Origin of the sequence: Bradyrhizobium sp. SZCCT0148, from assembly GCF_018129985.1 — a bacterium.
Lineage (GTDB): Bacteria > Pseudomonadota > Alphaproteobacteria > Rhizobiales > Xanthobacteraceae > Bradyrhizobium > Bradyrhizobium japonicum_H.
The window spans coordinates 146,225-165,184 of sequence record NZ_JAFCKT010000012.1 but is presented as its reverse complement, the minus strand read 5'-3'; the positions used below and the strand labels follow the sequence as shown (position 1 = coordinate 165,184).

16 protein-coding genes are annotated in these 18,960 nt (G+C 65.0%); 12 read left to right on the top strand and 4 right to left on the bottom strand.

Annotation, left to right across the window (positions count from 1 at the left end):
* Positions 1-51 precede the first annotated feature (51 nt).
* Together JQ580_RS27470 and JQ580_RS34275 are read left to right on the top strand one after the other, a co-directional pair.
* Positions 52-867 carry a DUF2927 domain-containing protein gene (locus JQ580_RS27470; protein ID WP_212283490.1) on the top strand — a complete coding sequence of 272 codons (816 nt, stop codon included), beginning with the start codon at positions 52-54 and terminating at the stop codon, positions 865-867.
* Entirely contained in the window at positions 864-3,371 is a 2,508-nt protein-coding gene (locus JQ580_RS34275) for a glycosyltransferase (protein ID WP_212283488.1), read from the top strand. Before JQ580_RS27470 ends, JQ580_RS34275 begins: the two co-directional genes overlap by 4 nt.
* 22 nt (positions 3,372-3,393) lie before the next feature.
* Here the strand turns inward: JQ580_RS34275 and JQ580_RS27460 are convergent, their stop codons facing one another.
* A complete protein-coding gene (locus JQ580_RS27460) occupies positions 3,394-4,521 on the bottom strand; it encodes a threonine synthase (protein ID WP_212283486.1) in 1,128 nt (375 codons plus the stop codon).
* Between the two features lie 110 nt (positions 4,522-4,631).
* Here JQ580_RS27460 and JQ580_RS27455 point away from each other — a divergent pair, with 110 nt between their 5' ends.
* From JQ580_RS27455 to JQ580_RS27435, 5 genes are all read left to right on the top strand, one after another.
* Entirely contained in the window at positions 4,632-5,267 is a 636-nt protein-coding gene (locus JQ580_RS27455; RefSeq protein ID WP_212283485.1) for a VOC family protein, read from the top strand.
* A 277-nt stretch (positions 5,268-5,544) separates the two neighbouring features.
* A complete protein-coding gene (locus JQ580_RS27450; protein ID WP_106948944.1) occupies positions 5,545-6,801 on the top strand; it encodes a GTP cyclohydrolase II in 1,257 nt (418 codons plus the stop codon).
* A gap of 7 nt (positions 6,802-6,808) precedes the next feature.
* Entirely contained in the window at positions 6,809-8,047 is a 1,239-nt protein-coding gene (locus JQ580_RS27445; RefSeq protein ID WP_212283483.1) for a URC4/urg3 family protein, read from the top strand.
* 154 nt (positions 8,048-8,201) lie between these two features.
* On the top strand, positions 8,202-8,831 hold the full coding sequence (gene upp / locus JQ580_RS27440; protein ID WP_166474048.1) for a uracil phosphoribosyltransferase: 630 nt from the start codon (positions 8,202-8,204) through the stop codon (positions 8,829-8,831).
* Positions 8,832-8,894: 63 nt separating this feature from the next.
* The gene (locus tag JQ580_RS27435) at positions 8,895-9,107 is read left to right on the top strand and encodes a hypothetical protein (RefSeq protein ID WP_212283481.1); all 213 of its coding nucleotides are present in this window, start codon (positions 8,895-8,897) and stop codon (positions 9,105-9,107) included.
* Positions 9,108-9,123: 16 nt separating this feature from the next.
* Here the strand turns inward: JQ580_RS27435 and JQ580_RS27430 are convergent, their stop codons facing one another.
* Both JQ580_RS27430 and JQ580_RS27425 read right to left on the bottom strand, forming a co-directional pair.
* Complete coding sequence (locus JQ580_RS27430; protein ID WP_212283479.1) at positions 9,124-10,236, bottom strand: M48 family metallopeptidase; 1,113 nt, start codon at positions 10,234-10,236, stop codon at positions 9,124-9,126.
* A 3-nt stretch (positions 10,237-10,239) separates the two neighbouring features.
* The gene (locus JQ580_RS27425; RefSeq protein WP_311982495.1) at positions 10,240-11,394 is read right to left on the bottom strand and encodes a DUF898 family protein; all 1,155 of its coding nucleotides are present in this window, start codon (positions 11,392-11,394) and stop codon (positions 10,240-10,242) included.
* Positions 11,395-11,689: 295 nt separating this feature from the next.
* Between JQ580_RS27425 and JQ580_RS27420 the strand changes: the two genes are divergently transcribed.
* Positions 11,690-12,955, top strand: a complete 1,266-nt coding sequence (locus JQ580_RS27420; RefSeq protein ID WP_212283477.1) for a cytochrome P450 — start codon at positions 11,690-11,692, stop codon at positions 12,953-12,955.
* A gap of 167 nt (positions 12,956-13,122) precedes the next feature.
* On the top strand, positions 13,123-14,397 hold the full coding sequence (locus JQ580_RS27415) for a cytochrome P450 (RefSeq protein ID WP_212283475.1): 1,275 nt from the start codon (positions 13,123-13,125) through the stop codon (positions 14,395-14,397).
* A 275-nt stretch (positions 14,398-14,672) separates the two neighbouring features.
* Here the strand turns inward: JQ580_RS27415 and JQ580_RS27410 are convergent, their stop codons facing one another.
* Positions 14,673-15,593 carry a LysR substrate-binding domain-containing protein gene (locus JQ580_RS27410; protein WP_212283474.1) on the bottom strand — a complete coding sequence of 307 codons (921 nt, stop codon included), beginning with the start codon at positions 15,591-15,593 and terminating at the stop codon, positions 14,673-14,675.
* A 126-nt stretch (positions 15,594-15,719) separates the two neighbouring features.
* Here JQ580_RS27410 and JQ580_RS27405 point away from each other — a divergent pair, with 126 nt between their 5' ends.
* Genes JQ580_RS27405 through JQ580_RS27395 form a run of 3 tightly spaced genes read left to right on the top strand, consistent with a single transcriptional unit; the run spans position 15,720 to position 18,869 of the window.
* The gene (locus JQ580_RS27405; protein WP_212283472.1) at positions 15,720-16,889 is read left to right on the top strand and encodes an acyl-CoA dehydrogenase family protein; all 1,170 of its coding nucleotides are present in this window, start codon (positions 15,720-15,722) and stop codon (positions 16,887-16,889) included.
* A 10-nt stretch (positions 16,890-16,899) separates the two neighbouring features.
* Positions 16,900-18,003, top strand: coding sequence for a CaiB/BaiF CoA transferase family protein (locus tag JQ580_RS27400; protein WP_212283470.1), 1,104 nt, complete (start codon positions 16,900-16,902; stop codon positions 18,001-18,003).
* Positions 18,004-18,017: 14 nt separating this feature from the next.
* Positions 18,018-18,869 carry an HTD2 family dehydratase gene (locus tag JQ580_RS27395; RefSeq protein ID WP_212283468.1) on the top strand — a complete coding sequence of 284 codons (852 nt, stop codon included), beginning with the start codon at positions 18,018-18,020 and terminating at the stop codon, positions 18,867-18,869.
* The last annotated feature ends 91 nt before the right edge of the window (positions 18,870-18,960 follow it).

The window sequence follows — 18,960 nt, the reverse complement described above, 5'->3', positions numbered from 1 at the left end:
TAAATCTGCGGTCTTGTGCGCCCGACGCGAATACGGCAGCGTCGCACGACGATGAGCGCACTGAATCCGTCCCCGGCTGCCCTTCGCATCGCGCTGCTGGCGTTCGCCGCGCTCACATGCCCGCCTGCCCCCGCAACCCCGGCGGCGGCGGGCGAATTGCCCGCAGTCGCCTCGCGCCAGCGCGCCGAGAAGAAGAATTTTACCGACGGCGAAATCGTCGACGGTTTCCTGAAGACGGCGTTCGGCGCCGAATATCATCTCGCGGGCCGTGTCGACCGCATCCGCAAATTCGACGGACCGGTGCGCGTCTACGCCGAGAGCGACCGCGCCGACCGCAAGACGCAGCTCGCCAAGGTCGTGGCCGACATCGGCAAGCGCGTGCAGCATCTCGACATCGCGATGATCGACAGCAACGAAGCGGCCAACGTGCGGGTGAAGCTGGTGCGCGACCGCGATCTGTTCCGCACCCTTACCAGCTTCTACGGCGCCGAGAAGGCGCGCGAGATCCGCACCTCGCTCGACCCGCAATGCCTGTCCGGCTTCCGCAAGAACGACAATTTCGAGATCGAGCATTCCGACGTCATCCTCACCGTCGACAATGGCGATTTCGTCTTCCTCGACTGCGCCTATGAGGAGCTGTTGCAATCGCTCGGGCCCATCAACGACACCGCGAGCGTGCCCTGGACCATGTTCAACGACAACGTCTCGATGGGCTATTTCGACGTCTACGACCAGTACATCCTCAATCTTCTGTACGATCCCCGCATCAAGGCAGGCATGACCATCACCGAGGTCAAGGCGGTGCTGCCCACCGTGCTCGCCGACGTGCGCCGCTGGGTGAAGCGCGTTAACGATCTGAAGGAGTGAGCGGCCTCTCGCTTCCCATTGCCGATCTGTCGGGAGCGTGTATCCTCCGCAAAGGCTTGCATCGTGACCGGCGCAGGACGTCGCGGCAGAAGAAAACAATTGTCGCGGCAGACCAGCAGATATCGCTCTTTTCGGCAGACTGCCTGGTTTTCAGGCCCAGCCGCGAACCGTTGCATAACGACGATTTCAGGCGTCGCCAAGGATCGGCGCCGTCACGAGATGATATTTCCGAACGATCAGGCAATTTCCGCATGCACGACGATTCCGTCCGAGTCGGCTGGATCTCCCCCAGTACCGAGGCAGATAAGGTCGCTCTCCTATCGGGTCTGACGGAGGACCAACGGCGCATATTTCCGTGGACCCTGTCCCGCTTTGCATTCGGGAATGATCGCGAGACGCTTCAGGCCATCCACGCTGCCGCGTCGTCGCATGACGGCTTCATCGTGTCGGGACTATCGCTCACACAGATCGAATCCCTCTTCAATCTCCGCGCGTTGCAGCTGCTCGATCGCCAGGCGCGGTATGACATGCCCTCGGTCATCATCCTCGAACCGGGATCGTCACCGACATGCTTTCACCGCCTCGGTGACCGCATGCGCAGCGGCTGGCCGTTCCGGTCGGCGCTCTTCGTCGGGGATCCAGACTGCGTCGAACGACTGCGCAACGAGGGCCTGTTCGCCCTCGCGCACGCGGAGGCGAACCGGCACGGCCTTGCCGCGCTGCTTGAACGCCGGGACGGCGCATTCGAGAGCATGCTGGCGGATCAGGTGCTCGCCGTTCAGTTCCAGCCGGCCTGGTTCTACGGAGGCAGCCATACGGTTTTTTCCAACCAGATCGAGGCGATGCTCGACCGAGGGTGGTTCGTCCTGCGCATCATCGTCGAACCGGAAGGCTGCCCCGGCCCCACGATGCGGCGGCGCATAGCGAAGTTCGTCGAAGAAACAAACGTCGATGCGACAACGCACATCGACACGCTGGCATGCGCCACCGGCTTGCCGCCAATCGTCGACGATCGCGAGGCAGACGAATATTTGCGCCATTCGATCCGCGGCCGAATAAATCTCGTCATTCCCGACGATCTGATGTCGGATCTCGTCGCGCGCGCCGACATTGCCGTCATCAACTATGTCTATCACATGGGCTTCGCACTCACGGCGTGTCCCGCCGCGAAATATGTCCTGGAAACCCACGACGACATCACCTGCATGCGGCTGACACAGTGGCGCGTGCTGCCCGAAGCGCCCGCATTCTCCGCGCCCGGAACCTTGAAAAGGCATCTCAGGCTGGAGCGGCTCGCCTGGCGCACCGTCGACGTCTGCATCGCGCTGTCGCTCTCGGACCTCAGGAAAATCCGCCGGCACGCGTCCCGGTTTGTCTTCGTTTTGCCGAGGCCCTACGCGCGCCCCGCCCTCAAGGCCGGCCCCGATGCCCTCTGGGACATCCTGATCGTGATGAACCCACACCATTTCAACGTCCCGGCGCTCGATCGCTTCCTCAACGACGTCATCGCCTGCGATCCCGTGCTGGCAAACCTCAGGATCGCCATCGCGGGCCGCGTCAACGAGGTCCTCGAAGCGGATTGGAAGCACAGGCTGCCCGCGACGCGATGGTTCGGCTTTGTCCCGGACATCGATTCCTTGCGCGATTCATCCCGCATTTCGGTGTGCCCCGACGAGCATGGTACGGGCATCGCGATCAAGACGCTGACGGCGATGGCAGCCGGCCACCCCATGATCGCCACGCCCACCGCGCTGCGTGGGCTGCCTGACGAAATTCTCGAACTGATCCCGCCCGCGAATGGCGCAGCCGAAATGCAGAATCAGATTGGAACACTCTTGAGCGACGAGAGCCTGCTGGAGCAGCGACGCAACGCCGTTGCCGTCGCGGCAGGTCTGCTCTGGCCCGCGACAGGTCACGGGCAGGCACTGAGCATGGCGATGGAGTCCGGCCCCGGCACGTCGCGACGTCGCGCGGACTTCCTGGCCTCGCTGGGGCAGGAATTGCCTCCTCCTCCAATCAACCTGGATGAGAGGTGCATTCGCTTCGGCGCCGGGGGCAATGACCGACCTTTTCTCGGCCGCAACTGGCTCAACGACGAACCGGGTGGCCGATGGAGCGACGGATCGTCAGCGACCGTCAGGCTTCCAGGTGCCTGGATGATGGCGGCCTGCCGGCTCAAGATCACGTTCATGGAGTCGTTCCAATGCACGAGGATCACGCTCAGACATCGCGGCATCTCGCTTAAAGGGAGGGTGAGATCGCCCGGCAAGATGACGTTCGATCTCGACCTCGAGGACCGCGCTCACGACGACGTCGTGGAGCTGGAGATATCGTGTCCAGCCGCCTTCTGCCCCAGCGAGGACGGCATCGGCAACGACGAGCGCGTGCTCGGCATGCACATTCGCACGATCGAGATCGTCCCTCAGCCCTGGCACGCCGCGCTCATCGCAGGAGTACGAAAGAAGTTCGGCGACAAGACGCTGGTCCAGCGAACGAGCGCCTGAGCGCCGCCTCCGCGATCGTTCCCTACTGCACGAGATCCGCGACGGTGGTCGCGGCCTTCAGGCCCGTGCCGGTAAGGACGACGACCGTGGTCTCGCTTACATTGATGGCACCGGCAGCGGACAGCTTCTCCAGTGCGGCGGCCGCGCTGGCGCAGGTCGGCTCGACGAACAGGCCCTGGCGCGCGAGGCGACGCAAGGCGGCGACGATCTCGTCTTCGGTGAGCGCGACGGTGCCGCCGCCGCTCTCGTGCAGGGCAGCGATGATCTCGCGCAGGCGCAGGGGATTCTTGATCGCCGTGCCCTCGGCGATGGTCTTGCTGACCTCGCGCGCCACGGGCGTATCGACGCCGGCCTTGAAGCTTGCATCGATCGGCGAGCAGTTCAGTGGCTGGGCCGCGAACAGCCGCGGCAGCTTTGTGATCTGGCCGGCCTTCCTGAGCTCGCGGAAGCCGAATGCGCAGCCGAGCAGGCTCGAGCCGGCGCCGACGGGAACGATGACGTTGTCGGGCGCGCGGAAACCGAGGTCTTCCCAGATTTCATAGGCGAGCGATTTGGTGCCCTCCAGAAACAAGGGCTGCCAGTTGTGGCTGGCATAGAAGGTCTGGCTCGACTGGCGGATCGCCTCGGCCTCCGATTCCTCGCGCGGACCCTCGACGAGCTGCACCGTCGCGCCATAGGCGCGCACCTGCGCGATCTTGGCCGGCGACGTCGAGGCTGGCGCCAGGATCTTCACGCGGAGGCCGCCGGCGGCGCCAAGCCCCGCCATCGACGAGCCGCCATTTCCTGAGGAGTCTTCCAGGATGGCGTCGACGCCGATCTGCCGCAGGAAGGACAGCATCACCGCCGAGCCGCGATCCTTGAAGCTGCCGGTCGGGTTGAACCATTCGAGCTTGAACAATGGCCGCAAATCGCCCCACGCCTGCTGGACCAACGGCGTACAACCCTCGCCGAGCGTGATCGGCCTTGCGATCTCGACCGGCAGCGCCGCGCGATAGCGCCAGAGCGATCGCGCGCGGGTGTCGATGTCCTCGCGCGAGATGCCCGCTCCCGGCGTCACCATCAACGGCGTGCGCTCGTCCGAGCACCAGCGCGGCTGCTCGAGCGGATAGAGCTGTCCGTTGCGGGGATCGATGTAGCTGGCGGCAGGCATGGGGGTCTCCGGGGCAGAGCCGATCCAGTCGATATGTCTGAATATGCTGATCTTATCCAGTCAATCGTTTGGAGGGTGTGGACGCGGCCAATTCGTGCAAGATGGCGGCCATGCTTCATCTCGACCACATCACCGTCGCCGCGAACGACCTTGCCGAAGGCGTCGCCTATGTCGAAAAGGCACTCGGCATCGCCCCGCCGGCCGGCGGGGCGCATCCGCTGATGGGGACGCATAATCACCTGCTGCGGCTAAGCGGGACGAGCTTCCTCGAAGTCATCGCGCCGGACCCGCAGGCCTCCGCGCCAAGCCGGCCACGCTGGTTCGCATTGGACGATCCGCAGACGCATGCGGCACTCGCATCCTCGCCGAAGCTGATGACCTGGGTCGTGAGCACGTCCGACATCAAGTCCGCGTGTGCCAACATCCCGGAGGCAGCGAGGCCGGCGATCACGGTGACGCGCGGCCATCTCGAATGGCTGATCACCGTTCCGCCCGACGGCTCGATGCCGTTCGGTGGTGCGTTTCCGACCCTGATCGAATGGCCGGAAGGCCCGCATCCGGCCTCGCGCATGCCCGACCTCGGCTGCGCGCTGGTGGCGTTCGAGATCCGGCACCCCGCGGCGGACACGATCCAGGCGGCGCTTTCGGGCGTTCTGGACGACGCGCGCATCCGCTTCCGCCTCGACCCGGAGCCGTCGTTTCGCGCGGTGATCCGGACACCCCGGGGCGAGCGGGAATTGGGCTAGCCGGGTCCGGACCGCCCCTTAAAAAACGCAAACAATTTCATATATATAATCAGCCATCCCAAGGGCCACGCCGGTGCCGGCCCACCATTCGGGGGCGGCACGCCGATGCCGATATGAACGGCATCGACCGTGAGACGGCGCTGTCACGCGACACCATTAACTTGTCTGTCGCGGCTCGCCGCTACAATATGTTGGATTGATCTTGCGCCGCCGGTGGCGGCGCGACCAAGCCAGGCCCGTCCGAGCGGCGGGCCGTCGGCTTTTTGGGAGTTTGGTCATGAGCCGCGCGAACCGTACCGACCACATCCGCCTCACCTCCCATCCGGAGCCGGGCCGGGCAGCTGCCTTCCCGATCCATTGGGGCGCCGCGGACGCGCGCGCGCGAGGGCCGATCATCGGCACGGTGTCGCGCGCCGGAGATCGCAACGTGATCGGCAGCCATGGCGGGTCCTATGCGATGTACCGCGCGCTGGCAGTGTCCGCCGGCGCGCTCGATCCCATTCGCAGGCCCGATCTCACCAATACCTTTCCGGCGGCGACCATCGGGCCGTTCGAGCAATGGCGCGATCCCGCCAAGATCGTCGCGCTCGATCCCTGGGGGCATCTGGTCGCCGAGAATTTCGGCAAGGAGATCGCAGAGGGGTCCGACATCCGCCCCAGCATCGCGGTGACGCGGGCGCGGCTCGACCTGCCAGAGATCCGCGAGGCGCTGGCAGCAAAACGCCTGCGCGCCGACGGCGAGGTCGTGCACGCCAATGGCAGCGTGTCCGTGGTGAAGATCGCGATCGACCCGGTCTGGTACCTGCCCGGCCTCGCGGAGCGCTTCGGCACCGGCGAGACCGAGCTACGCCGCACGCTGTTCGAGCAGACCGCCGGCATGTTCCCCGAGCTCGTCACGCGTCCGGACATGAAGGTGTTCCTGCCGCCGATCGGCGGCACCACGGTCTACATGTTCGGCGATGTGACCAAACTGCCGGACCATCGCACCAAGATCACCTGCCGCGTGCATGACGAGTGCAACGGCTCCGACGTGTTCGGCTCCGACATCTGCACCTGCCGGCCCTATCTGATCCACGGCATCGAGGAATCCGCGCGCGGTGCGCAGGAGGGCGGCCTCGGCCTCGTGATCTATAACCGCAAGGAAGGCCGCGCGCTCGGCGAAGTCACCAAGTTCCTGGTCTACAACGCGCGCAAGCGCCAGGAGGACGGCGATGCGGCGGCCGCTTATTTCGAGCGGACCGAATGCGTCGCGGGCGTCCAGGATGCGCGCTTCCAGCAATTGATGCCGGACACGATCCACTGGCTCGGCCTGAAACGCATCGACCGCTTCCTGTCGATGAGCGACATGAAGCACGACGCGCTGACCTCGCAGGGCATCGATATCGTCGAGCGCGTGCCGATCCCGCTGGAGCTGATCCCCGCCGACGCCCATGTCGAGATCGCCGCCAAGAAAGCCGCCGGCTATTACTCGACCGACATCGCGCCGGAGAAGGACGTCAACGGCGTGGTCGGTCGCTCGCTGGAAAAATACTGATCGCGCGATGGCGGACGCTTTGGAATTGCAGGCACGCTCGCTGCTCACCGCAGATGCGGTGCGCGCGCGGGCGGGGCAGATGCTGGAGATCGGCCTTGCTGGCGGCTTGAGCCATTTCACGATCGATCTCGCCCGGATGGACGGCGTCGCGGAGGCCGTGCTCGCGGTGACACGCAAAGCCTATCCGACGCTGAAGATTCCGTTTCACGCGCGCTGGCGGCACTTCGTGCTCGGCGGCGTCGATCGCTGGGCGAGGCTTGCAGATGCGGCCTCGTGGCCGGATCGCGCGGCGCGGGCGCGCGCGGAGTTCGACCTCGCCATCGTCAGCGTGCTGCTCGATGCGGGCGCGGGTGCGGCGTGGCGATATCGCGACGCCGTGACGGGCGAAAGCATCGGCCGGTCCGAGGGGCTGGCGATCGCGAGCCTCGACATGTTTGCGGGCGGCCTTTTCTCGGGTAACGCGCAGAGCCCCTTCAGGGCCGATGCCGAGGTGCTGGCAAAACTGCCGCTCGCCGCACTCACCTCAGCCTTTCAGGTGAGCGATGCCAATCCGCTGGTCGGGCTCGACGGGCGCACCGATCTGTTGCGGCGTCTGGGCCGGCACGTGGCCGAGCGCGCCGATGTCTTTGGCTTGAACGATCCGCCGCGCCCGGGCGGCCTGTTCGACCACATCGCGGCGCAGGCGAATGCCGGCGCCATTGCCGCGCCCGCGATCCTGTCGGCGGTGCTGAACCAGCTCGGGCCGATCTGGCCGTCGCGGCTGGAGCTATCAGGCATTCCGCTCGGCGATTGCTGGCGACATCCCGCGATCAAGGCAGACGACGGCACGGCCGGCCTCGTGCCGCTGCACAAGCTGTCGCAATGGCTGAGCTATTCGCTGATCGAGCCGCTGCAGCGCGCCGGCTTTGCGGTCACCGACATCGACGGCCTGACCGGGCTTGCGGAATATCGCAACGGCGGGCTGTTCGTCGATCACGAGATGCTGCGCCTGCGCGATGCCGCGGACGCCGAGCGGGCGCATGCGGTGGATTCGCTGCTGGTCGTGGAGTGGCGTGCGCTGACGGTGGCGCTGCTGGACCGGCTCGCCGAACTGGTTCGCGCAAAGCTCGGCCGGACGCCGGAGACCTTGCCGCTCGCCAGCATTCTGGAAGGCGGTAGCTGGGCCGCTGGCCGCGCCATCGCCTTTTCGCGTCGTCCCGACGGCTCGCCGCCGCTCAAGGTGATCAGCGACGGCACGGTTTTCTAACCCTCTCCTTTGGGAGAGGGCGCCTCGCGAAAGCGAGGCAGGTGAGGGGTCTGTCTCCGCGGGCATATCTCTCAGTGAAGGTCGCGGAGAGAACCCCTCATCCGGCGCTTCGCGCCACCTTCTCCCGCAAAGGGGAAAGGAAGAAAGGCATCCCATGGAAGGCGTCACGATCGTCGATCATCCGCTGGTGCAGCACAAGCTGACGCTGGTGCGGGACAAATCGATTTCGACAAAGTCGTTCCGCGAGCTGATCAAGGAGATCGGCATGCTGCTGTGCTACGAGGTGACGCGCGACCTGCCGCTCGCCGACACCGTGATCGAGACGCCGCTGGCAACGATGCACTCGGCCAAGATCGCGGGCAAGAAGCTGGTGTTCGTGCCGATGCTGCGCGCCGGCACCACCTTCGTCGACGGCATGATGGATCTGGTGCCGACTGCGCGCGTCGCCCATATCGGGCTCTACCGCGAGCCGCACAGCTTTGCCGCGGTCGAATATTTCTTCAAATCGCCGTCCGACCTCAGCGAACGCCTCGCCATCGTGGTGACGCCTGTGGTCGCCACCGCCAACACGACTGTGGCGGCCATCGACCGGCTCAAGGAGCGCGGCGCCAGGGACATTCGCCTCGCCTGCCTGATCGCAGCGCCGGAAGGGCTCGAACGGCTCCGCGGCCTGCATCCGGACGTACCGATCTGGACCGCGGCGGTGGATGAGGGCCTGGACGACAACGGCTTCATCCTGCCGGGCCTTGGCGATGCCGGCGACCGCGCCTACGGAACGCGATGAGTATCCCCATTTAGGAACCGCGACCCCGGCACGAGGTTCTCCTGCTCAAGCATGGAGACATTGATGCCCCTTCAGAACGATAATCCCGGAACCAACCGAGCACGCCGCAACAGCCCGGTCGGCTGGGTCATCGGCGCGATGTTCGTGATGGCCGTGATCGCCACCGTGTTCTTCTACAATGGGCGCCAGGTTGGCCCTCAGACCACGACCGCGAACCCGAACACGGCGCCAAACGTCACGACCGGGTCTAACCCGCCTGCCGCGCCGACGAAGTAACGCTGAAGGCGCGCCATCACACCTTGCCGCTGCCGCAGATCAGCTTCAGCGACTGCCACTCCTTGTCCGACAGCAGCGGCGGGCCGGAGGCCGGGCGATCCTCTTTCGTCATGCGGGCGAGGCGGTCCTCGGTCAGCGGGTGGCTGGCGAGGATCGAGGTGAGCGTCGAGCCGCCCTCCTTGCCGGTTATGCGGAACATCAGCTCGGCCGCGGGCTTCGGCGAGCGGCCGAGCCTGTGCATGACCTCGATCGCGAACGTATCGGCAGCGGTCTCGGCCTCGCGCGAATAGGAGGCTTCGACGACGCTGCGCGAGGCGAAGATCACGGCGGACGAGCCGGTGACGTCGCCGAACAACAGGCCGATCAGGAACGAAGTGCCGCCGTTGTAGATCAGGCCGCGCATGTTGTCGTAATGCTTGAGATGGCCGAGCTCGTGGGCGAGGATGCCGGCCAGCTCGTCGGGGTTCTGCGCCTTGTCGAGCAGGCCCCTCAACACATAGACCTTGCCGCCGGGCAGCGCGAACGCGTTCGGGACCGGGGTCGGCAGCACGCCCGCCGTCATGGAATCGTCGTCGAGGCCTGCGGCATCGCGCAGGCGGTTCACCAGCTTGGTGAAGGCGGCCTTGCCTGCGGGGTCTTCACACACGCTGCGGCCGAAGATGGTCTTCACCTGGACTTCGGAGGCATCGCCGATGCGCCGCTCGAGCGGTTTCGGCACCAACGGCGCGAGACGGTCGGCGGCGAGCGGCACACCGAACAGCACGACGCAGACGATGGAGATGGTAGCGGCCATCGACCAGCCGACGATCCTTGCGACGCCGCGGGGTGAGGTCCCGTGCTCGTCGAGGTGAGTGCAGCGGGAGGTCACGTCGGCGGCGAGCGCTGCGTCGCGGATCTCGAGCCGCGCCAGCGGCGGCGCCGTGGTGCACGCCAGGCGCAAAATCCCGGCCGGACTGTCGGCGCGGCGGATCTCGGCATAGGCCCATCGAACCGGCGCCGCGCCCTCCTCGAGGATCTCGAGGGCATCATGGAGCACCAGGGTCACCTGCCGTCTTCGGCTCGACGTGCCGTCGAAGAAGATGGTCGGCTTGGCGGACTGCGCCGGCGCCTCGGCAAACACGTCACTCACAGCTCAGAATCCCGCGACATCGAGACCGTCGGCAAAACCTTCGCCGAGCGCGCTGGCAAGCTGACCACTGCCGCGCACGTCCGCCGCGGCCGCGATATCGTGCAACTCGACGGTCTCCAGCACCTTGGCCCAGAGATCACGCTGAAGATAGACCCGCATGACGATGTTGATCGCGAGCGCGAGGGCGAGATAGCCGACCACCATCATCACCATCAACGGGATGCTCCTGGCGGCATTGTCGGAGCCGAACACCTGCTCCGCCGGAACACCGCTCAGCTGGACCACCAGCAGTGCGGAGCCGCCGATATAGGCTGCGAAAGCCATCGAGAGCAGCGTCCACCAGCCGATCACCTTCCAGTACAGACCATAGAAGGCATCGTGCGGCAGGGTCGAGGACAGGCTGACGCCGCCGATGCGGATGCCGTCGAGCCACCAGCGCCATTCACGCGCCTTGAACTCGGCATAGAAGAACGGCGCGAGCGGGAAAATCAGGACCGCAATCGGGCTGAGCAGCCAAAGCCACCAGGCGCGCTTGAAGAAGGTCCAGCCGTCGCCCTCGAAATCGCCGCGGAGATCGCCGTAATGGCTGTGCTGCATCTTGTACCGTTCGAGCGCGGCCGCACGCCAGGGCAGCGCCAGGCCGAGCGTCAGCAACGTGAGCAGGCCCCACGCCATGGCGCGGAGCGAATAGGCCCAGCCAGAGCCGTCCATCCAGAAGCGGACGCCGCGCCAGACCGTGCGCGTCAGCCGGTAACGTCGCGCGCGAAAGATCGCGAACTGGCCAAAGGCGTAGAAGCCGATGAACAACGGCGTCGAGGCAAAGCCCTGCCAGCGCTCGAATTCGATGCCAATCAGGAAGTAGGCGAGGTAGATCGGCACCAGGATCGCGAGCGCGAACAGGAAGCCGACCAGAAGCTCCTTGGCGCGGCCGGTATATTCGGCCGCATCGCCGTCGATCGCGGTGTTCGCCCACAGATGACGGCGAATGTCGGTGACGAGCCAGAACCGGTAGAAGCCGAAGGTGACGAGCTCCAGCATGGCACCCTTGGTGACCATTTTCCGGAATTCGGAGCGGTTGCCTGAAAAGTCGACCCGCGTGGGCGGCAGTGGCGGCGGAATGGGCTCGGAGCCGATCGGCGTCCATTGCATGTCGTTCACGGCGGCAACCTCGGGATGCGATCTTTATCTGGTCAAACTATAGATGAGAGGTTAGTCGGTCCCCAAGGTGGCGGGGTTCGATTTAGCTCGATTCCAGACGGTTTTTGGCACGAATTCACGACAAACGGTGTGCGCGGGATCACGCTCGACGTAACCCCGCGGCCCGGCCACGCCAAGGGTTGGATGTGGCAAAACTCTCCCTTGCTCCGGCGCGGACAACCGGCTGTAATTGCAAATCAAATACCGCAGCGCAGAATTCAACGAGAACGCGCGGTACGTGCCAGGGAGAACGGTCATGCATGGGACCATCGAGAGCGCGGCCAAGCTCGACGCACTTCGCGCGCGCGCCACGACACTGCCGCTGGAGCAATTCGATCCCGGCGATCCGGAATTGTTCAGGACCGATACGTTCTGGCCGTATTTCGACCGGCTGCGCCGGGAAGATCCCGTGCACTATTGCAAGGACTCGATGTTCGGGCCGTATTGGTCGGTGACGCGCTACAACGACATCATGGAGATCGAGACCAACCACTCGGTGTTCTCCTCGGCCTCCTCTCTCGGCGGCATCACCATCCGCGACATCGACCCCGACCTGCGCCGCGAGAGCTTCATCTCGATGGACCCGCCGCGCCATGCCGCGCAGCGCAAGACCGTCGCGCCGATGTTCACGCCGACGCATCTGGACAATCTCGCCCTCAACATCCGCAAGCGCTCGGCCGAGTGCCTGGACAATCTGCCGCGCGGCGAGGTCTTCGACTGGGTCGATCGCGTCTCGATCGAACTCACCACGCAGATGCTCGCGGTGCTGTTCGACTTCCCCTGGGAGGACCGCCGCAAGCTGACGCGCTGGTCCGATATTGCCACCACGATTCCCGGCCCCGACGGGCTCGTGGCGACCGAAGACGAGCGACAGGCCGAACTGACCGAATGCGCCGGCTATTTCGCGAGGCTGTGGAAGGAGCGCATCGCGCAACCGCCGAAGAGCGACCTGCTCTCGATGATGGCGCATGGCGAAGCGACACGCGACATGGACGCCAAGAACTTCCTCGGCAATCTCGTGCTTTTGATCGTCGGCGGCAACGACACCACGCGCAACACCATGTCGGGCTCTCTGCTCGCGTTGAGCCAGCATCCGGAGCAATACCGCAAGCTGCGCGACAACCCCGCGCTTCTCGACAGTTTCGTTCCCGAAGTGATCCGCTGGCAGACGCCGCTGGCGCACATGCGGCGCACCGCGCTCAACGACTTCGAGTTCCGCGGCAAGCAGATCAAGAAGGGGGACAAGGTCGTGATGTGGTACGTCTCGGGCAACCGCGACGAGGCGGCGATCGAAAAGCCCTACGATTTCATCATCGACCGCGCCCGGCCGCGCACGCATCTGTCCTTCGGCTTCGGCATTCACCGCTGCGTGGGTCTCAGGCTTGCCGAACTCCAGCTCAAGATAATTTGGGAAGAAATCCTCAGGCGTTTCGACCATATTGATGTGGTCGGCGAGCCGAAGCGGGTCTATTCCAGCTTCGTGAAGGGTCTGGAAGAGCTGCCGGTGAAGATTGCGGCGTGAGTTAAGTCCCTGTCCCCGTTCTTACAGGGAAAGGGTCAGGGTAAGGGCTCTCGCCGGCGACAGCCGCATCGCGGAAATGCCCCTCACCCGGACCGCATCTCCGATGCGATCCGACCTTTCCCCGCCAGCGGGGCGAGGTGAAGGAAGAACCAACTGGAGCCACGACGATGAACATTCAAGCGCCGGTTAAAATGGACAAGGCCGAACGCATGCGCAGGGCTCGCGAGGAAGCCTATGCGACGCCTTTGTCGCAATTTCATCCCGGCGCGCCCCGGCTGTTCCAGGACGACACGCTGTGGCCATGGTTCGAGCGGCTGCGCAAGGAAGAGCCGGTGCACTACTGCACCAATGCGCCGATCGAGCCCTATTGGTCGGTGGTGAAATACGACGACATCATGCATGTCGACACCAATCACGGCATTTTCTCCTCCGACTCCAAGCTCGGCGGCATCTCGATCCGCGACGTGCCGGAAGGCTATGACTGGCCGAGCTTCATCGCGATGGACCAGCCGAAACACTCGTCGCAGCGCAAGACGGTGTCGCCGATGTTCACCCCGACACATCTGGACGAGCTGGCCAAACTGATCCGGCAGCGCTCGCAAACCGTGCTCGACAATCTTCCGCGCAACGAGACCTTCAACTTCGTCGAGCGCGTCTCGATCGAGCTGACGACGCAGATGCTGGCGACCCTGTTCGACTTCCCTTGGGAGGAACGGCGCAAGCTGACGCGCTGGTCGGACGTTTCGACCGCACTGCCCAAGAGCGGCATTGTTGCGTCGGCCGAAGAGCGCCGCCGCGAGATGGATGAGTGTTACGCCTACATGTCCAAGCTGTGGAACGAGCGCGTCAACTCGGCGCCGCGCAACGATCTCCTGTCGCTGATGGCGCACAACGACGCCACGCGCCACATGGACCCCGACAACCTCATGGGCAACATCATCCTGCTCATCGTCGGCGGTAACGACACCACGCGCAACACCATGACCGGCTCGGTGCTGGCGCTGAACGAGAACCCCGAGCAATACGACAAGTTGCGCGCCAATCCGGAGCTGATCGATTCCATGGTGCCCGAGGTGATCCGCTGGCAGACGCCGCTGGCGCATATGCGCCGCACGGCGTTGCAGGACACCGAGATCGGCGGCAAGCACATCAAGAAGGGCGACCGCGTCGTGATGTGGTACGTCTCCGGCAACCGCGACGAGGAGATGTTCGAGAAGCCGAACGATTTCATCATCGACCGCCCGCGCCCGCGCACCCACCTCTCCTTCGGCTTCGGCATCCACCGCTGCGTCGGCATGCGCCTCGCCGAGCTGCAGCTGCGCATCGTCTGGGAGGAGATGTTGAAGCGCTTCGACCGCATCGAGGTGGTCGGCGAGCCGAAGCGGATCTATTCGAGCTTCATCAAGGGATACGAGACGCTGCCGGTGCGGATACCGGCGTAGGCTCTCTCTGCAAGTACGTAGCCGTCGCTCAACTCCGCTGTCATGCTCCGCGAAGGCGGGGCATCCACGCCGCCGCGGCTTCTCGGCTCAATCCCTGCGGCCTCTGGAATACTGGATTGCCAGCCTTCGCGGACAATGACACTGAGGATGAGGCAAAGAGTGTCATCTTCCCTCACTCGGCAAACGCCAAGCCCCAGCTATAAAATTCTGGCATGACAGCTCGCGCCAGATGCGAAGGCCCGACAGTGCCCGACTGGTCTACGACGTCGGCCCATCTAACTCAGTTTGATGTCCCACACGCCGTCCTTGCGGCAGGCGGCGACCTCGTCGCGCAGGAGCGCCGTCACGGCGAGCGAGGCCGTCGAGACCGACCGGTCGATCGGAGAAGCGAAAATGAGCTCGCGCGACATCGGCTTCGAGACCACGGCAGTTTCCAGCCGCCCCTCCGCGACCTCGCCATGGACCGACGACGGCGGCAGCAGCGCGAAGCCGAGCCCCTCCTCGACCAGGCTCGTGAGCACGCGAAATGAATCCGCTTCGAGCTGGACGTCGAGCTTGATCTTGCGCTGGGCGGCCGCGTGCTCGATCAACGCGCGGAGGCCATGCGAATGAGAGGGCAGCACCAGCCGTTGCCGCAGCAGCCAGCCGATGTCGACGCTTTTCTTGCGCGCGAGGCCGCAGCCGCGGGGGCCGACTGCGACGATGTTGTCGCGGCCGAGGCTCTGCACGTTGAGATGCAGATCGGCAGAGCGGCCGTAGAGGATGCCGAGATCCATCTCGCCGCGATGCAGCCATTCGACCAGATGGCCGCTGTAGCTCTCGACGATGCGCAGCGAGATGCCGGGAAATTTTTCGACGCAGCGCCGCGCAAAGCGCGCCGACAGCACGCTGCTCACGGTCGGAACGAGGCCGAGCACGACCTGGCCGGACGGCGGCCCCTTGGCCGACTGGATGTCGTCGCGGATCTGGTCGATCTGCCGCACGATGCCGGAGGTCCGCGCCAGCAGCAACCGACCGGCTTCGGTCAGCACCATGCCGCGGCCGTTGCGGGTGAACAGCTCGGTGCGCAGCTCGTGTTCCAGGAGCTTGATCTGTCTGGAGAGTGCCGGCTGCGCTACGCGCAGCGTGTCGGAGGCCTTGGACAGGCTGCCGAGCTCGGCCACGCAACTGAAGGTCCTGAGCTGACGAAAATCCATGCTTGCCAATCCTGGAAGGCTATTCCATACGCTATAACAAATAAGCATAGGGGGCTGGCGTTGTTTCCACAACGCCTCGGGATCGGCCGGCGTTATCTTGACTGCCGATAGAGAATTGGAAACGCCATGAGTGAAGATCACCACACCGAAGATTACGCCGACATCCGCGACGCCGTCGCAAAACTCTGCGCCCAGTTTCCCGGCGAATATTGGCGCAAGCTCGATCGCGAGATGGCCTACCCGAAGGCATTCGTCGATGCGTTGACTGAGGCCGGGTACCTCTCGGTGCTGATCCCCGAGGAATATGGCGGCGCGGGGCTGAAGCTGTCGGCGGCAGCCGCAATCCTGGAAGAGATCCAGCGCGCCGGCTGCAACGGCGGCGGCTGCCACGCCCAGATGTACACGATGGGCACCGTGCTGCGGCACGGCAACGACGAGCAGAAGGCAAAGTACCTGCCGAAGATCGCCAGCGGCGAATTGCGCCTGCAGGCCTTCGGCGTCACCGAGCCGACCAGCGGCACCGACACCTCCTCGCTGAAGACCTTCGCGCGCAAGGACGGCAACGACAGCTACATCGTCAACGGCCAGAAGATCTGGACCAGCCGCGCCGAGCATTCCGACCTGATGGTGCTGCTGGCGCGCACCACGCCGAAGGAGCAGGCGAAAAAGCGCACGGATGGCCTCTCGGTATTCATCGTCGACATGCGCGAGGCCAAGAACAACGGCCTCGAGATCCGCCCGATCCGCACCATGATGAACCATGCCACCACCGAAGTGTTCTTTACCGACATGAAGGTGCCGGCGGAGAACCTGATCGGCGAGGAGGGCAAGGGCTTTCGCTACATCCTCTCCGGCATGAATGCCGAGCGCATATTGATCGCAGCAGAATGCGTCGGCGACGCCAAATGGTTCATCGCCAAGGCGACCAACTACGCCAAGGAGCGCAGCGTCTTCGGCCGGCCGATCGGCCAGAACCAGGGCATCCAGTTCCCGATCGCCAAGGCGTACGCTTCGATGCGCGCGGCCGAGCTGATGGTGAAGGAAGCCACGCGCAAATACGAGGCCGGGCTCGACTGCGGCGCCGAGGCCAACATGGCCAAGATGCTGGCGGCGGACGCGTCCTGGGAAGCGGCGAACGCCTGCATCCAGACCCATGGCGGCTTCGGCTTCGCCGAGGAATACGACGTCGAGCGCAAGTTCCGCGAGACGCGGCTGTATCAGGTCGCGCCGATCTCGACCAACCTCGTGCTGTCCTTTGTCGCCGAGCACGTGCTCGGCATGCCGCGCTCGTATTGAGGCCGCCACCATGGGAGCATTGGACGGGATCAGGGTGATTGCGGTCGAGCAGGCGGTGGCGGCGCCGTTCTGCTCCTCGCGGCTGGCGGATGCCGGCGCCGAAGTGATCAAGATCGAGCGGCCCGAGGGCGACTTCGCCCGCGGCTATGATGCGGCGGCCATGGGCCAGAGCAGCTATTTCGTCTGGCTCAACCGTGGCAAGCAATCCGCCGTGGTCGATCTCACGACGAAGGAAGGCCGCGCCGAGCTGGAGACGCTGATCGCCAGCGCCGACGTGCTGATCCAGAATCTGAAGCCGGGGTCGATGGACAAGCTCGGTTTTTCGCGCGAGCGGTTGCTGAAGGACTATCCGAAGCTGATCTCGTGCACGATCACCGGCTATGGCGACGAAGGCCCCTACGCGCACCGAAAGGCCTATGATCTGCTGATCCAGGCCGAGAGCGGCCTTGCCTCGATCACCGGCAATCCCGACGGCGCCTCGCGCGTCGGCATGTCGATCGTCGACGTCGCCACCGGCGCCACCGCGCATGCGGCGATCCTGGAGGCGCTGATCGCGCGCGGCCGAACCGGCAAGGGCGCCGACATCCGCATCTCCATGTTCGACGTGATGGCGGACTGGTGCACCGTGCCGCTGCTCAATTCCGAGGCCGGCAATCCGCCCAAGCGCATGGGCCTGCGTCACCCCTCGATCGCGCCTTATGGCGTATTCACCTCGAAGGACGGCAAGGACATTCTGATCTCGATCCAGAGCGAGCGCGAATGGAAGACGCTATGCGCCAAGGTGCTCGGTCAGCCCGACCTTCCCGCCGATCCGCGCGTCGCCAACATGGTCGAGCGCGTGCGCAACCGCGACTTCACCGACACGACGGTTGCAGAGGCCTTCGGCAAGATGACGCGCGACGAGCTGCTCAAGCGCCTGTCGGACGCCGACATCGCCTTTGCCGAGGTCAACACCATGGCCGATCTCACCAAGCATCCGCATCTGCGCCGCATTGAGGTGGACACGCCAAACGGGCGCGTCAGCTATCCCGCGCCGGCGCCGATCATCGTCGGCGAGACGCGCAGCTATGGTGCCGTGCCCGCAATCGGCGAAAAGCCAAAGTCGAACAAGTAACAGAGCGAGGCGTCATGACCGAGAAGCTCGACATCGATCACTTGCGGCAATGGATCGGCCGCAGCACGGAGGCCACCGACATCGTCACCGCGCAGCTCGTCATGGGCCTGCGCGCGACGCTGTTCCAGGAGGTCGGCGAACCCAAAAAGGGCGACGCCGCGCCGTTCACGGTGCATTGGTGCCTGGCGCAGCCGGTGTTTCCGATGTCGATGCTGGGGCCCGATGGCCATCCGACCCGCGGCGGCTTCCTGCCGCCGGTGCCGCTGCCGCGCCGGATGTGGGCCGGCGGCGAGATCGAGTTCCTGCAGCCGCTGCAGGTCGGAGATGAATCGACGCGGACCTCGCGCATTGCCGACGTGCAGGTAAAGACGGGCTCGACCGGGACGCTGTGCTTCGTTTCGGTCGAGCACAGCATCTCCTCGCCCCGCGGCACCGCCATCCGCGAGCGCCAGGACATCGTCTATCGCGAGATGACGAGCAATGCGCCGGCGAGCGCGAAGGCCCCGCCTCCGCCGCCTAAGGCGCAGCACCGCGAGACCCATGTCTCGGATCCCGTGCTGCTGTTTCGTTATTCCGCGCTGACCTTCAACGGGCATCGCATCCATTACGATCGCGACTACGTCACCAAGGTCGAGGGCTATCCGGGGCTGATCTTCCACGGGCCGTTGCAGGCCGCTCTGATCATCGAGATGGCGGCGAAGCTGCATGGCGGCAAGGCGCCGAAGAAGTTCACCTATCGCGGACTCCAGCCGCTGTTCGAAGGCAGCGAGTTCTCGGTGAACGCCAACGAGACCGACGCCGGCATGGAGCTGTGGACCGCAAACGCCGAGGGACAGCCGACGATGAAGGGCACGGCGGTGTGGTGACACACCGCTCTCGCCTCGTCATTGCGAGCGGAGCGACGTGTCCGCCGAAGCTTTAGCGAAGGCGGAAGCAGTCCAGAATCCCTCCGCGGAG

Bases quoted from the DNA above. Each gene is read 5' to 3' on its own strand.
- JQ580_RS27470 (WP_212283490.1), top strand. From the start codon at position 52: ATGAGCGCACTGAATCCGTCCCCGGCTGCCCTTCGCATCGCGCTGCTG.
- JQ580_RS27460 (WP_212283486.1), bottom strand. From the start codon at position 4,521: ATGCCTGCCGCCAGCTACATCGATCCCCGCAACGGACAGCTCTATCCG.
- JQ580_RS27455 (WP_212283485.1), top strand. From the start codon at position 4,632: ATGCTTCATCTCGACCACATCACCGTCGCCGCGAACGACCTTGCCGAA.
- JQ580_RS27450 (WP_106948944.1), top strand. From the start codon at position 5,545: ATGAGCCGCGCGAACCGTACCGACCACATCCGCCTCACCTCCCATCCG.
- JQ580_RS27445 (WP_212283483.1), top strand. From the start codon at position 6,809: ATGGCGGACGCTTTGGAATTGCAGGCACGCTCGCTGCTCACCGCAGAT.
- upp (WP_166474048.1), top strand. From the start codon at position 8,202: ATGGAAGGCGTCACGATCGTCGATCATCCGCTGGTGCAGCACAAGCTG.
- JQ580_RS27435 (WP_212283481.1), top strand. From the start codon at position 8,895: ATGCCCCTTCAGAACGATAATCCCGGAACCAACCGAGCACGCCGCAAC.
- JQ580_RS27420 (WP_212283477.1), top strand. From the start codon at position 11,690: ATGCATGGGACCATCGAGAGCGCGGCCAAGCTCGACGCACTTCGCGCG.
- JQ580_RS27415 (WP_212283475.1), top strand. From the start codon at position 13,123: ATGAACATTCAAGCGCCGGTTAAAATGGACAAGGCCGAACGCATGCGC.
- JQ580_RS27410 (WP_212283474.1), bottom strand. From the start codon at position 15,593: ATGGATTTTCGTCAGCTCAGGACCTTCAGTTGCGTGGCCGAGCTCGGC.
- JQ580_RS27405 (WP_212283472.1), top strand. From the start codon at position 15,720: ATGAGTGAAGATCACCACACCGAAGATTACGCCGACATCCGCGACGCC.
- JQ580_RS27400 (WP_212283470.1), top strand. From the start codon at position 16,900: ATGGGAGCATTGGACGGGATCAGGGTGATTGCGGTCGAGCAGGCGGTG.
- JQ580_RS27395 (WP_212283468.1), top strand. From the start codon at position 18,018: ATGACCGAGAAGCTCGACATCGATCACTTGCGGCAATGGATCGGCCGC.